Below are 12,413 nucleotides of genomic sequence, written 5' to 3' on the forward strand. Positions count from 1 at the left end.
GTTTGCCCTTTGGCAAAGTGCCGAAATGTACCCAGCCAATCTCTTCCGCGCTTTGGCCAATGAGCGCCGCCTGCAGATCCTGGACTGGCTGAAGGATCCGCGGGCGCATTTTCCGCCCCAGGCCGATGGCGACCTGGTCGAGGACGGGGTCTGCGGCGTGTTCATCGCCGACAAGCTCGGCATCAGCCAGCCGACGCTGAGCGAGCATATGCGCGTGCTGGTCCAGTCCGGCCTGGTGGTGCCGAAGCGGATCAGGCAATGGACCTTCTACAGGCGCGACGAGGACCAGATCCGCGCCGCCCGGGCGATGGTCGAAACTCTCTGAGGCTTTCCGCCGGGCGTTCCCGTGCCTATCTTCCAGGCAACCCGACACCAAGGCCCGACCGATGTTCCAGACCGCACGCCCCGACCCCGCTTTGCCGAAGGCCGAGGCCTATCACGACCTGCTGTCCCAGGCGGAGGGGCTGTTCCACGGCGAGACCGACGCCATCGCCAACGCCGCCAACCTCTCGGCGCTGATCTATCACGGCCTGCCCGACCTGAACTGGGCCGGCTTCTATCTGCTGCGCGGCGAGGACGAGCTGGTGCTCGGGCCGTTCCAGGGCAAGCCGGCCTGCATCCGCATCCCGCTCGGCCGCGGCGTCTGCGGCACGGCGGCGGTGCGGCGCGAAGCGGTGCTGGTGCCGGATGTGCACGCCTTCCCCGACCATATCGCCTGCGACGCCGCCTCGCGGTCGGAGCTGGTGGTGCCACTGGTGTGCGATGGCCGGGTGCTGGGGGTGATCGACCTCGACAGCCCGCTGCCCAACCGCTTCGACGCCGAGGACCAGGCCGGGATCGAGGCGCTGGCGGCGCTGTGGGTGACGGCGAGCGCCGCCTGACGCTCAGCCCTTGTCGTAGCGGATCTCGACCACCTCGGCGGTCTCGACCCCGCCCGGGGCGCGGACCTCGACCACGTCGCCCTCCTGCGCCCGCATCAGGGCGCGGGCGAGGGGGGAGATCCAGCTGATCTCGCCCTCCTCCGGCCGGGTCTCGTCGATGCCGACGATGCGCACGGTGCGCTCGCGGTCCTGGCCGTCGACATAGGTGACGGTGGCGCCGAAATACACCCGGTCGCGGCTGGTCTGGCGCGCCGGGTCGACCACCTCGGCGATCTCCAGCCGCTTGGTCAGGAACCGCACCCGGCGGTCGATCTCGCGCAGCCGCTTCTTGCCGTAGATGTAGTCGCCATTCTCCGACCGGTCGCCGTTGCCGGCGGCCCAGGACACCACCTCGACCACCTTCGGCCGCTCGACCCGCCACAGCTGCTTCAGCTCGTCCTGCAGCCGCTGGAAACCCTCGGGCGTGATGTAGTTCTTCGACCCCGCGGGCAAGGGCGCCGGCGCATCGTCCAGCTCCTCCTCGGTGTCGGTCTCTTTGGTGAAGGCTTTGCTCATCCGGGCAGTCTACGCCGATCGGGCCGTAGGTTTCAAAATTAGGTCACACCGCGATGTCCCTGCGGCAGAACCCCTCGGGCCAGTCGATGCGGTCGACCGCTTGGTAAGCACGGGACCGGGCCTCGGCGATGTCGGCGCCCAGGGCGGTCACCGCCAGCACCCGGCCGCCATGGGCCGTGACCGTGCCGTCGGCCTCGGCCCTGGTGCCGGCATGGAAGACGATGGTGCCCGGCACCTGACCGGCCGCTTCGAGCGCCCGGATCGGGCTGCCCTTCCGGTAGCTGCCGGGATAGCCGTTCGCCGCCATCACCACCGTCACCGCCGCCTCCGGCCGCCAGCGCAGGGTCAGGTGGCGCAGCGTGCCGTCGGCCGCCGCGATCAGGGCGGTGAGCAGGTCGGAGTTCAGCCGCGGCAGCAGCGTCTCGCATTCCGGGTCGCCGAAGCGGACATTGTGCTCGATCAGCTGCGGCCCGCGCTCGGTCAGCATCAGCCCGGCGAACAGGATGCCGCGGAACGGCGTGCCCTCGGCCTCCATGGCCTTCAGCGTCGGCTGCACGACCTCGGCCATGATCCGGGCCTCGAGCTCCGGCGTCGCCAGCGGGTGCGGAGACACCGCGCCCATGCCGCCAGTGTTCGGGCCTTCGTCATTGTCGAAGGCCCGCTTGTGGTCGCGGGCGGTGGCCAGCGGCAGCGCGGTCTCGCCGTCGCACAAGGCGAAGAAGCTCAGCTCCGGCCCGACCAGGCACTCCTCGACCACGATCGAGGCCCCGGCGGCGCCGAAGCCGCCCTCGGTCAGCATGGCGTCGACGGCGTCCTGCGCCTCCTCGACCGTCTGCGCCACCACCACGCCCTTGCCGGCGGCCAAGCCGTCGGCCTTGACCACGATCGGCGCGCCCTCGATGGCGACATAGGCCTTGGCCTCGGTCGCGTCGGTGAAGCGGCGATAGCGCGCGGTCGGGATGTCGTATTTGGCGCAGAGGTCCTTGGTGAAGCCCTTCGACCCCTCCAGCGCCGCGGCCGCGGCAGTCGGGCCGAAGGCTTTGATCCCGGCCGCGGTCAGCCGGTCCACCAGCCCCGCCACCAGCGGCGCCTCGGGCCCGACCACGACGAAGTCGATCGCGTTCTCCTGCGCGAATGTCACCAGCCCGTCGACATCCTCGGCCACGATCGGCACGCAGGTCGCCTCCTTGGCGATGCCGGCATTGCCGGGCGCGCAATAGAGGGTGGTGCAGAGGGGGGAGGCGGCGATCGCCCAGGCCAGGGCATGTTCGCGGCCGCCGCCGCCGACCAGAAGGATGCGCATCGCAGGACCCAGTCTCACTTGCTCGAACGGCAGGGGTTTAGCATGGTGGCCGCAGCATGACCGAGCAAAACGACACCCCCCCGGCCCCCGCCGGCCGCCCCGGCTCCAACCTGCCGGAATTCACCATCGCCGAGCTGACCGGCGCGCTGAAGCGCACGATCGAGGGCGAGTTCGGCCTGGTGCGCGTGCGCGCCGAGATCGGCAAGGTCACCGTGCCGCGCTCCGGCCATGTCTACCTGACGCTCAAGGACGACAGTGTCACCCTCGAATCGGTGATCTGGAAGGGCCAGGTGCCGCGCCTGATGGTGCGGCCGGAGCAGGGGATGGAGGTCGTCTGCACCGGCCGGCTGACCATCTACGGCTCGCGCTCGCAGTACCAGATGGTGATCGAGCAGATGGAGCTGGCGGGCGAGGGCGCCATCCTCAAGATGCTGGAGGAGCGCCGCCGCCGCCTCGCCGCCGAAGGGCTGTTCGAGGCCGGGCGCAAGCGGCCGCTGCCCTTCCTGCCGCGGGTGATCGGCGTCGTCACCTCGCCGACCGGCGCCGTGATCCGCGACATCCTGCACCGCCTGTCCGACCGCTTCCCGCGCCATGTCCTGGTCTGGCCGGTGGCGGTGCAGGGCGAGAGCGCGGCGGGCCAGGTGGCGGCGGCGATCGAGGGCTTCAACGCCCTGCCGGCCGGCGGGCCGGTGCCGCGGCCGGACCTGCTGATCGTCGCCCGCGGCGGCGGCAGCCTGGAAGATCTGATGCCGTTCAACGAGGAGATCGTGGTGCGCGCGGCCGCGGCCAGCGCCATCCCGCTGATCTCCGCCGTCGGGCACGAGACCGATACGACGCTGATCGACTTCGCCTCGGACCGCCGCGCGCCCACTCCCACCGCGGCGGCGGAGATGGCGGTACCGGTGCGGGCCGAGCTGCTGGGCCGGGTGCTGGACTGCGCCCGTCGCCTCGAATCCGGCACCGCCCGGCTGTTCGGCGAGCATCGCACCCGGCTGGACGCGCTGCGCCGCGGCCTCGGCGACCCGGCGCGGCTGATCGAGACGGCGATGCAGCGGCTGGACGACCGCGGCGAGCGGCTGGACCGCGCCGCGCTCGGCACGGTCGACCGCCGGCGCGCCCGGCTGGCCGAGCTCGGCGCCCGGCTGCCGCATCCGCGCCGCCAGGTGGCGGAGACGGCGCGGCACCTGGCCCAGCTCGGCGACCGGCTGACCGCCTGCGGCAGCCGCCTGACCCACCGCCCGGCCGAGCGCTTCCACACCCTGTCCGGCCGCTTCCGGCCGGAGCCGGTGCAGCGCGCTTTGGCCGACCGCACGGCGCGGCTGGCGGCGGCCGGACGGCTGCTGGAGAGCTACTCCTATGTCGACGTGCTGCGCCGCGGCTACGCCCTGGTGCTGGATCCGGCGACCGGTCACGCCCTGGGGTCGGCGCAGGAGGCGACGCCCGGCCGTGCCGTGTCGATCCGCTTCCAGGACGGCGAGGCCCCGGCCGTGATCGGTGGCGGCAAGCCGCACCGGCCCGCCCGCGCGCCGGACCCGAAGCCCGAGCAGGGATCGCTGCTCTAGCCACCCTTCCTCCACCTCAGACTGCCGAGGCCCGATTGAGCGGTACATCCTCCAGCCCTGGTCCGGCCCGCCAGCCGGTGCGCGCCGCGGCCGCCGCCTTCATCGGCACCGCGGTCGAGTTCTACGATTTCTACGTCTACGGCCTGGCCGTGCCGCTGGCGCTGGGGCCGCTGTTCTTCCCCAGCGACGACCCGTTCCTCAGCACGCTGGCCGCCTTCGGCACCTTCGCGGTCGGCTTCATCGCCCGGCCGATCGGCGGCGTGGTGTTCGGCCATCTCGGCGACCGGTTGGGCCGCAAGAAGCTGCTGGTCTTCACCATGCTGCTGATGGGCTTCGCCACCATCGCCATCGGCTGCCTGCCGACCTATGCCCAGATCGGCATCTGGGCGCCGGTCCTGCTGATCGTGCTGCGCATCCTGCAGGGCCTCGCCACCTCGGGCGAATGGGGCGGCGCGGTGCTGATGGCGGGTGAGCACGCGCCGCCGAAGCGGGTCACCTTCTTCGCCTCCTTCGCCCAGCTCGGCAGCCCGGCCGGGCTGCTGCTGGCGCTCCTGATGTTCCGGGCGATGACCCAGCTGGACCACGCCGATTTCATGGCCTGGGGCTGGCGCGTGCCGTTCCTGGCCGGGGTGGTGCTGCTCGGCGTCGGCTTCGCCATCCGCGCCAGCGTCAAGGAGACCCCGGCCTTCGAGGCGGTGGTGAAGCAGGACGAGAGGGCGCGGATGCCGGTGGTCGAGGCGCTGCGCACCGCCTGGTACCCGATCCTGCTGGCGGCCGGCGTGTCGGTGCTGGGCACCGGCGGCTTCTTCTTCACCAACGTGTTCATGATCTCCTACACGACCAAGTATGTCGGCATCCCGGAGCAGCTGATCCTCGACTGCCTGCTCTGGGTCACGGTGATCCAGTTCCTGTCGCAGCCGGTCTCGGCGCTGCTGGCCGAGCGCATCGGCGAGGTCCGTTTCCTCAAGCTGGCGGCATTCCTGGCCATCCTGTCGCCCTACCCGATGTTCCTCCTGGTCGGCACCGGCCAGCCGGCGGCGATCGTGCTCGGCATCTCGCTGGCCATCGTCACCCTGTCCGGCGTCTATGCGGTGATGGCGGGTTTCCTCGCCACCGCCTTCCCGGCCCGGCTGCGCTATTCCTGCATCTCGATGGGCTATCAGCTCGGCGTCACCGTCTCGGCCGGCGGCGCGCCGCTGCTGGGGGCGGTGATCGCGCAGAGATACGCCGGGCAATGGCTGCCGCTGGCGCTGTTCTTCAGCCTGCTGGCGCTGGTGACGCTGGTCAGCGTCCATGTCTTCATGCTGTGGCGCCGCGGCTACGAGGTGCGGCAGGCGCAAACGCAGCCGGCCTGAGCGGGCGTCAGGCCGGGACGGCGAGTCCCCAGGTCCGTCGCGGATCCAGCCAGCGGTCCAGCCGCAGCCCGGCGGCGGCCAGCTCCGCCGCCATCCGCTCGTCGTCGATCACCTCCTGGGTGAAGCTCTGGGTCCAGGTCGCATCTGCGGCCTCCGAGCGCAGGGTCGCCTGGATCAGCCGGCCCTCATGCCGAACCGATTCGATGACGTGGCGGATGCCGGCCTCCTCACCGACCGGACCGGGCCGCAGCGTCGCGAAGGTGTCGGGGTTGCGCCGCTCGATCAGCACCACGCCGCCGGGCCGGACGTGCCGCCGGGAGGCGGTGAGCAGCGCGGCGCGCGTCTCCGCCTCCGGGAAGTTGATCAGCGTGCTGGCCAGCAGCACCGCGTCGAAGCGGCGATCGAGGTCGAGATCCTCGATGTCGGCCAGCACGGTCTCCGCGCCCCGCACATGGGCCAGCATCTCGGCGGAGTTGTCGACCGCGGTCACGGCATAGCCGAGGGCGACCAGGGCGTGGGTGACCCGGCCCGGCCCGCTGCCCAGCTCCAGGATCGTGCCGCCGGCCGCCACCACGCCGGCGACGATCTCCGCCTCGCCGTCGGCCGGCATGCGCCGGTACAGCTCGACGGAGCAGCCATCCTGCGTGTGCGCGCCCGGCCCGGTGCCGGTGAAGCGGATCGCGGAGACCATGCGATGTCCTCCCTTTTGCTCTGCCGGAGATGGCGACGAGGCGAAGCCGCCGCCAGGGGGGCTTGAGAAGCGCCCGGGGCGTGGCTAGATAGCGAATGGGCCGTCCTTCCGGCGGTCCTGAATTGCACAGGAGGTTGCCTATGTCCCCGCGGGACGCCTGACCCACCGGTTCCGCCTGTTCTGTGAGAACAGGGGGATCGGTTTCGACACGAACCCTTCGGTTCGGCCCTTCGACAGCACGACGCTGTTCTGTACGGCGGGCATGCAGCAGTTCAAGCCGCTGTTCATCGACCCGTCCGTCACCGCCACCTTCGCCAATCTCCAGTCCTGCCTGCGCCTGGGCGATCTCGACGAGATCGGCGACGGCACGCATCTGCTCCGCTTCGGCATGCTCGGCCTGTTCTCGTTCCGGCAGTGGACGGTCGGGCAGGCGATCGACTTCTGGCTCGATTTCCTCGGGGAGATCGGGGCCTCGCCGCATCACGTCACCATCCATCCCGACCGGATGGCGGAGTGGGCGCCGCTGTATCGCGGCCGGGTGCCGGTCCGGCCGGACCCGGAGTGCACCTGGAGCGACGGCAACGTCACCGGCTTCTGCACCGAGTTCTACCGGGACGGGGTCGAGATCGGGAACATCGTCAATCCGCTCGGCACCTGCATCGATGCCGGCTTCGGCCTCGACCGGCTCGACGCGCTGGTCAACGGCACCCCGCCGATGAGCCCGGTCGAAAGCCTGGCCGACGCGATCGGGCGGATCATCGCCGACGGCACCCGCCCCGGCGGCAAGCAGCAGGGCTATGTGCTGCGTAAGCTGCTGCGCCGGCTGTGGGCGCTGCGCGGCACGCTCGACCATCCGTATTTCCGGGCGGAGGTGGCGCGGCAGCAGAGGTTGCGCGACCGTTACGCCCGGCTGCAGCCCCGCCATCCGGACAAGCCGCCGGAATGGTGGTTCGACACCCATGGCATCGATCTGGACGAGATCGAGGAGCCTTCCGCATGACACCGAAGACCGAGGATCCGGGGATGTTCGAGGAAGATCTGGCGCGCTGGGACCTGGTGCCGGACGGCGCGCCGATCGTCACCCATGGCAGCCGGCTGCTGGCGGTGCGCGCCGGCGACCTGCCGGCGATGATCAAGCAGCCGGTGAACGAGGACGAGAAGCTGGGCTGCCTGCTGATGCAGCACTGGACCGGGGAGGGGGCGGCGATGGTGCTGGCCCAGCACGGCGACACGCTGCTGCTGGAACGCGCCACCGGCCCGCTGTCGCTCGTCGCGATGTCGCGGCAGGGGCAGGATGACGAAGCCTGCCGCATCCTGTGCGACGCCGCGACCCGGCTGCACGCGCCGCGCGGCCGGCCGCTGCCGGACGGGCTGCTGCCGCTGGAGCGGTGGTACGACCCGTTGACCCTGGGCGGCGACCGTTATGGCGGCGTCGTCGCCCGCGCCGCCGCCATCGCCCGTGACTTGCTGGCCGAGCGGCGGGACATCGTCACCCTGCATGGCGACCTGCACCACGACAACGTGCTGGATTTCGGGCCGCGGGGCTGGCTGGCGATCGATCCGCGGCACCTGGTCGGCGACCGCGGCCACGACTTCGGCAGCCTGTTCACCAACCCCGACATGGGCCTTCCCGGCGCGCCGGCCCTGGCCGCGCCCGACCTGGCGGTGGCGACCCAGCCCGGCCGCCTGGCCCGGCGGGCGGCGGTGGTGGCCGAGGCGGCGAGGATGGAGCGCGACCGCCTGCTGCGCTGGGTGCTGGCCTCGTCCTCCCTCTCCGCTGTCTGGAGCCTGGACGACGGCGACCACCCGGCGATCGACCTGACGGTGGCCGAGATGGCGCTGGCGGAGCTGGGCTGAGGCCGCTGTCTTTCACCCCTTTGTTCCTCGTCATCCCGGGCGCGGCGCAGCATGAAGTGATGCGCCGCGCCTCCGCTCCGTCGTTGCGAGGAGGCGAAGCCGACGAAGCAATCCAGGGGCCGGTTCGCACTGGCCCCTGGATTGCTTCGCTGCGCTCGCAATGACGGTTTTGGGTATTCTGAAGGACCTCAGGACTACGCGAGACCCGTGTCACTCCGCGCAGCAGTGCGCGGGGGATGACGATGTCCCCCGAAGCATCGCCGCATTTTTTGCGGCCCGTGTCGGCGCCGGGCATACTCCTTCGTCCTCGGGAGGAAGAAGGAACACCCGGATGCTGTACGCCGTCCTCTGCTACCACAACGAAGCCGTGACCGAAGCCTGGACCCAGGCCGAAGACGACGCGGTCATCGGCAAGTTGACCGCGGTGCTGGAGCCGGTGGCGAAGCAGGGCAAGGTCGGGCCCGTCGCTAGGCTGATGCCGACCACCGCCGCCACCATCGTGCGCCAGAGCGGGGGCGAGCCGCTGGTGCTCGACGGCCCCTTCGCCGAGACCAAGGAGCAGCTTCTCGGCTTCTACACCTTCGAATGCGCGTCGCTGGAGGAGGTGCTCGCCATCGTGCGCGACCTCTCCGACGCCAACCCCGGGGCGACCTATGAGGTCCGCCCGATCCGCCGCTTCAAGCCGGGACCCGCTGGATCATGAACGACATCGCCTGGATCGACACGGCCTTCGCCTCCGCCCGCCCTCAGGCTCTCGGCGCGCTCTTGCGCTATTTCCGGGACCTGGACACGGCGGAGGAGGCGTTCCAGGAGGCCTGTCTCCGGGCGCTGAAGACCTGGCCGCAGAAGGGGCCGCCGCGCGACCCGGCGGCCTGGCTGATCTTCGTCGGCCGCAACGCCGCCCTCGACGGCGTGCGCCGCGGAAGGAAGCAGGAGCCGCTGCCGCCGGACGAGATGCTGTCCGACCTCGAGGACGCCGAGGCCGACATGGCCGAGCGGCTGGACGGCGCCGAGTATCGCGACGACATCCTGCGGCTCCTGTTCATCTGCTGCCATCCCGACCTGCCGGCGACGCAGCAGATCGCGCTGGCGCTGCGCATCGTCTCCGGCCTCTCGGTCCGGCAGATCGCCCGCGCCTTCCTGGTGGGGGAGAGCGCGATGGAGCAGCGCATCACCCGGGCCAAGGGCAAGGTCGCCAATGCCGGCGTGCCGTTCGAGGCGCCGGGCGCGCCGGAGCGGGCGCAGCGTCTGGCCATCGTCGCCGCGATGATCTACCTGGTGTTCAACGAGGGCTATTCCGCCGCCAACAGCGAGGAGGCGCCGCTGCGCGCCCCCTTATGCGACGAGGCGATCCGCCTGGCCCGGCTGCTGCTGCGGCTGTTCCCGGCGGAGCCGGAGATCATGGGCCTGACCGCGCTGATGCTGCTGCAGCACTCCCGGACCGCGGCGCGGTTCGACGCCGGGGGCAGCATCGTGCTGCTGGAGGACCAGGACCGCGGCCGGTGGAACCAGGGGATGATCGCCGAGGGGCTGGCGCTGATCGACAAGGCGATCCGCCACCGCAGCCCCGGCCCGTACCAGGTGCAGGCGGCGATCGCGGCGCTGCACGCGCGGGCGGCCGAGGCCAAGGACACCGACTGGGCCCAGATCGACCTGCTCTACGCCACGCTGGAGCGGCTGCAGCCCTCGCCGGTGGTGACGCTGAACCGTGCCGTCGCCGTGGCCAAGCTGCTCGGCCCCCAGGCGGCGCTGGAGCTGATCGAGCCGCTGGCGCCGCGCCTGTCCGGCTATTTCTACTTCTTCGGGGTGCGCGGGGCGCTGCTGCAGCAGCTCGGCCGTGCCGCCGAGGCGCGGGAGGCCTTCAACCAGGCCATCGCCCTGGCCAACACCGCGGCCGAGGCCGCCCATATCCGGATGCATCTCGACCGTCTCCAGCAGGACGGCGCGGCCTCCGCGTAAAACCGGTGGTTTCTGAGATCCGTCCAGCTCTCCGCCCTCTTCCGTCATGGCGAGGAGGCGAAGCCGACGTGGCCATCCAGCGGCTCGATCTCTGGATGGCCACGCCCCTTCGGGGCTCGCCATGACGGTTTGGTGGTTTCCGACCGTCGGGAACGTCCGGCGCGAACCAAATTTTTTCCGGGAGCGATGTCGAAAACGCCCCGGGCCGTTCGTCCTAGGGGCAGGCCCGCGGTTCCGCGCGGCTGGAACGCAGGAGAGACCGGATGACCGAGTTCAACGAGGCCGCGATGCAGGCGCGGGCCGAGGTCCGCGGCGTGGCCCCCTATCTCAATGTCGGCGGGGCGGTGAAGGCCTCGGAATTCTACCAGAAGGCGTTCGGCGCCGAGGAGGTCGGCCGCGTTCCGGTGGACGACCAGGGCCGCACCATGCACATCCACCTCTACATCAACGGCGGCTCGGTGATGCTGGGCGACCCGTATCCGGAGCATGGCTACCCGCTGGAGGCGCCGCAGGCCTTCTCGCTGCATCTCCAGGTCGACGATGCCGATGCCTGGTGGAACCGGGCGGTCGCGGCCGGAGCCGAGATCGTCACGCCGCTGCAGCCGATGTTCTGGGGCGATCGCTGGGGCCAGCTGCGCGACCCGTTCGGCGTGCTGTGGTCGATCGGCGCGCCGATCCGCTGAGCGGCCTGCCGGCGGGAGGCTGGTCCTGCCGCCGGCCTTTCATGTCAGGAGGAGCGAGATGACCAGCCAGCACGACGGCGAGATCCGTGCCGTGATCGAACAGCGCGCGGCGGCGCTGCGCCGCAAGGACGCCAAGGGCTTCGTCGCCCGCCAGGCCGCGGACTATGCCCTCTACTCCCTCTATTCCATGGGGTCGCCGCTGGCGGCCGACCAGGCGGAGCTCGAGGCGGTGGACGCCTGGTTCGCCGGCTGGCGGGGGCCGATCGGCTACGAGCTCCGCGACCTCGACATCACGGCCGGTGAGGATGTCGCCTTCTGCCACGGCTTCGCCCGGATGAGCGGCACCAGGACCGACGGCGAGACGGTCGATCTCTGGTTCCGTCTCACCCTCGGCCTGCGCCGGGCGGCCGATGGCTGGACCATCGTGCATGAGCACGAATCCGTGCCCTTCTATATGGGCGGCAGCCTGCGGGCGGCGGTGGACCTGACGCCGGCCCCTCGTTGAAGCAGCCGGTCCGGACATCGGACCCATGACAGAGGAGAACCTCATGACCGACACCACCGAAGCCCGGATCCACGCCCTGGTCGAAGAGCATGCGGCGGCGCTGCGCCGCAAGGATGCCCGCGGCGTCGTCGCCTGCCATGCCGCCGACCCCGTGCTGTTCTCGCTGGCGCCGCCGCTGCGGGTCGACCAGCCGGGGACGGAGGGGCTGGACGCCTGGTTCGCCACCTGGGACGGGCCGATCGGCTACGAGATGCACGACCTGCGCATCGCGGCGGATGGCGATGTCGGCTTCTGCCACGGCTTCGCCCGGATGACCGGCACCAAGACCGATGGTGCGAGGGTCGACCTCTGGTTCCGCATCACCCTGGGCCTGCGCCGGACGGAAGAGGGCTGGCTGATCGTGCACGAGCACGAATCGGTGCCCTTCTATATGGATGGCAGCCTGCGCGCGGCAGTGGATTTGAAGCCCTGAGGCGCCGGGTCAGGCGATCCGCGCCAGCAGCCGGACGCCGACCCAGCCCCAATAGACCCGGTGATGGGCGATCAGCCCGCCCACGAGGTCCATCACCTCGACCAGGTCGACCTGGTCACCCTCCGGCGTCTCGCGCGGGTATTCCCACACCAGCTGCCGGCCATTCGCGTAGAAGGTGCCGGTGCGGTACCAGCGGCTGAGGTCGCTTTGCAGCGTGCGCAGGCCGGCCGCGAAGAAGGACCGGATCGGCTCCTGCCCGCGCAGCACGCCCGAGCCGAGTTCCGGCAGGGTCGCCAGGATCAGCGGCGTCTCCAGCACCGCGTCCTCGGCATAGAGGGCCATGAGCCCGTCGAGGTCGCGGCCGCGCACGGTCTCGTGCCAGCGCTCATAGATCCGGCGGATATCGGCATCGGTGGTCATCGCGCTCTCCATCGGTTCGGCGGGAAGCCTGCACCGATGGTGGGCTGGCCGGGTGCGCGAACGCTTCGGCCGCGGTCGAACCATCCGGTCCGCGCCCGGGCCGGCCGGGCTTGACGGTCCCTCCGGGCGCGATCATCGTTCCACGGCTTCGCAGGGCGCGTCGGCAGGGG

The 12,413-nt window shown here is 71.0% G+C and carries 15 protein-coding genes; 11 read left to right on the forward strand and 4 right to left on the reverse strand.

The window, feature by feature from the left end; translation table 11 throughout:
* Window positions 1-25: 25 nt before the first annotated feature.
* Window positions 26-325, forward strand: coding sequence for an ArsR/SmtB family transcription factor (locus BWR60_RS10140; protein ID WP_088150892.1), 300 nt, complete (start codon window positions 26-28; stop codon window positions 323-325).
* A gap of 61 nt (window positions 326-386) precedes the next feature.
* Window positions 387-881 carry a GAF domain-containing protein gene (locus BWR60_RS10145; protein WP_088150893.1) on the forward strand — a complete coding sequence of 165 codons (495 nt, stop codon included), beginning with the start codon at window positions 387-389 and terminating at the stop codon, window positions 879-881.
* 3 nt (window positions 882-884) lie between these two features.
* Here the strand turns inward: BWR60_RS10145 and greB are convergent, their stop codons facing one another.
* Together greB and purD are read right to left on the reverse strand one after the other, a co-directional pair.
* Window positions 885-1,436, reverse strand: coding sequence for a transcription elongation factor GreB (gene greB, locus BWR60_RS10150; RefSeq protein WP_088150894.1), 552 nt, complete (start codon window positions 1,434-1,436; stop codon window positions 885-887).
* Window positions 1,437-1,479: 43 nt separating this feature from the next.
* On the reverse strand, window positions 1,480-2,739 hold the full coding sequence (purD, locus tag BWR60_RS10155) for a phosphoribosylamine--glycine ligase (RefSeq protein WP_088150895.1): 1,260 nt from the start codon (window positions 2,737-2,739) through the stop codon (window positions 1,480-1,482).
* A gap of 56 nt (window positions 2,740-2,795) precedes the next feature.
* On the opposite strand from purD, the gene xseA reads away from it, so the two are divergent.
* Together xseA and BWR60_RS10165 are read left to right on the forward strand one after the other, a co-directional pair.
* On the forward strand, window positions 2,796-4,301 hold the full coding sequence (gene xseA / locus BWR60_RS10160) for an exodeoxyribonuclease VII large subunit (RefSeq protein WP_088150896.1): 1,506 nt from the start codon (window positions 2,796-2,798) through the stop codon (window positions 4,299-4,301).
* 35 nt (window positions 4,302-4,336) lie between these two features.
* Window positions 4,337-5,656 (forward strand): MFS transporter, encoded by a 1,320-nt coding sequence (locus BWR60_RS10165; protein WP_218823429.1) that lies wholly within the window; start codon window positions 4,337-4,339, stop codon window positions 5,654-5,656.
* A gap of 7 nt (window positions 5,657-5,663) precedes the next feature.
* Here the strand turns inward: BWR60_RS10165 and BWR60_RS10170 are convergent, their stop codons facing one another.
* On the reverse strand, window positions 5,664-6,347 hold the full coding sequence (locus BWR60_RS10170; protein WP_088150898.1) for a class I SAM-dependent methyltransferase: 684 nt from the start codon (window positions 6,345-6,347) through the stop codon (window positions 5,664-5,666).
* A gap of 196 nt (window positions 6,348-6,543) precedes the next feature.
* On the opposite strand from BWR60_RS10170, the gene BWR60_RS10175 reads away from it, so the two are divergent.
* From BWR60_RS10175 to BWR60_RS10205, 7 genes are all read left to right on the forward strand, one after another.
* A complete protein-coding gene (locus BWR60_RS10175) occupies window positions 6,544-7,347 on the forward strand; it encodes an alanine--tRNA ligase-related protein (RefSeq protein ID WP_275542375.1) in 804 nt (267 codons plus the stop codon).
* A complete protein-coding gene (locus tag BWR60_RS10180) occupies window positions 7,344-8,204 on the forward strand; it encodes an aminoglycoside phosphotransferase family protein (protein WP_218823430.1) in 861 nt (286 codons plus the stop codon). The genes BWR60_RS10175 and BWR60_RS10180 overlap by 4 nt, the downstream gene beginning before the upstream one ends.
* 331 nt (window positions 8,205-8,535) lie before the next feature.
* Window positions 8,536-8,907, forward strand: coding sequence for a YciI family protein (locus BWR60_RS10185; protein WP_088150900.1), 372 nt, complete (start codon window positions 8,536-8,538; stop codon window positions 8,905-8,907).
* Complete coding sequence (locus BWR60_RS10190) at window positions 8,904-10,163, forward strand: RNA polymerase sigma factor (protein ID WP_088150901.1); 1,260 nt, start codon at window positions 8,904-8,906, stop codon at window positions 10,161-10,163. The genes BWR60_RS10185 and BWR60_RS10190 overlap by 4 nt, the downstream gene beginning before the upstream one ends.
* A 263-nt stretch (window positions 10,164-10,426) precedes the next feature.
* On the forward strand, window positions 10,427-10,846 hold the full coding sequence (locus tag BWR60_RS10195) for a VOC family protein (RefSeq protein WP_088150902.1): 420 nt from the start codon (window positions 10,427-10,429) through the stop codon (window positions 10,844-10,846).
* A 58-nt stretch (window positions 10,847-10,904) separates the two neighbouring features.
* Window positions 10,905-11,351 (forward strand): YybH family protein, encoded by a 447-nt coding sequence (locus BWR60_RS10200; RefSeq protein WP_088150903.1) that lies wholly within the window; start codon window positions 10,905-10,907, stop codon window positions 11,349-11,351.
* Between the two features lie 43 nt (window positions 11,352-11,394).
* On the forward strand, window positions 11,395-11,823 hold the full coding sequence (locus BWR60_RS10205) for a YybH family protein (protein ID WP_088150904.1): 429 nt from the start codon (window positions 11,395-11,397) through the stop codon (window positions 11,821-11,823).
* A gap of 9 nt (window positions 11,824-11,832) precedes the next feature.
* Here BWR60_RS10205 and BWR60_RS10210 read toward each other — a convergent pair whose 3' ends face one another.
* Window positions 11,833-12,243 carry a nuclear transport factor 2 family protein gene (locus BWR60_RS10210; protein WP_088150905.1) on the reverse strand — a complete coding sequence of 137 codons (411 nt, stop codon included), beginning with the start codon at window positions 12,241-12,243 and terminating at the stop codon, window positions 11,833-11,835.
* Between the last annotated feature and the right edge of the window lie 170 nt (window positions 12,244-12,413).

This window comes from Inquilinus limosus, assembly GCF_002195995.1.
Taxonomy (GTDB): domain Bacteria; phylum Pseudomonadota; class Alphaproteobacteria; order DSM-16000; family Inquilinaceae; genus Inquilinus; species Inquilinus limosus_C.

Coding starts and splice junctions, on each gene's coding strand:
- BWR60_RS10140 (WP_088150892.1), top strand. CDS start 26: ATGTACCCAGCCAATCTCTTCCGCGCTTTGGCCAATGAGCGCCGCCTG.
- BWR60_RS10145 (WP_088150893.1), top strand. CDS start 387: ATGTTCCAGACCGCACGCCCCGACCCCGCTTTGCCGAAGGCCGAGGCC.
- greB (WP_088150894.1), bottom strand. CDS start 1,436: ATGAGCAAAGCCTTCACCAAAGAGACCGACACCGAGGAGGAGCTGGAC.
- purD (WP_088150895.1), bottom strand. CDS start 2,739: ATGCGCATCCTTCTGGTCGGCGGCGGCGGCCGCGAACATGCCCTGGCC.
- xseA (WP_088150896.1), top strand. CDS start 2,796: ATGACCGAGCAAAACGACACCCCCCCGGCCCCCGCCGGCCGCCCCGGC.
- BWR60_RS10170 (WP_088150898.1), bottom strand. CDS start 6,347: ATGGTCTCCGCGATCCGCTTCACCGGCACCGGGCCGGGCGCGCACACG.
- BWR60_RS10180 (WP_218823430.1), top strand. CDS start 7,344: ATGACACCGAAGACCGAGGATCCGGGGATGTTCGAGGAAGATCTGGCG.
- BWR60_RS10185 (WP_088150900.1), top strand. CDS start 8,536: ATGCTGTACGCCGTCCTCTGCTACCACAACGAAGCCGTGACCGAAGCC.
- BWR60_RS10190 (WP_088150901.1), top strand. CDS start 8,904: ATGAACGACATCGCCTGGATCGACACGGCCTTCGCCTCCGCCCGCCCT.
- BWR60_RS10195 (WP_088150902.1), top strand. CDS start 10,427: ATGACCGAGTTCAACGAGGCCGCGATGCAGGCGCGGGCCGAGGTCCGC.
- BWR60_RS10200 (WP_088150903.1), top strand. CDS start 10,905: ATGACCAGCCAGCACGACGGCGAGATCCGTGCCGTGATCGAACAGCGC.
- BWR60_RS10205 (WP_088150904.1), top strand. CDS start 11,395: ATGACCGACACCACCGAAGCCCGGATCCACGCCCTGGTCGAAGAGCAT.
- BWR60_RS10210 (WP_088150905.1), bottom strand. CDS start 12,243: ATGACCACCGATGCCGATATCCGCCGGATCTATGAGCGCTGGCACGAG.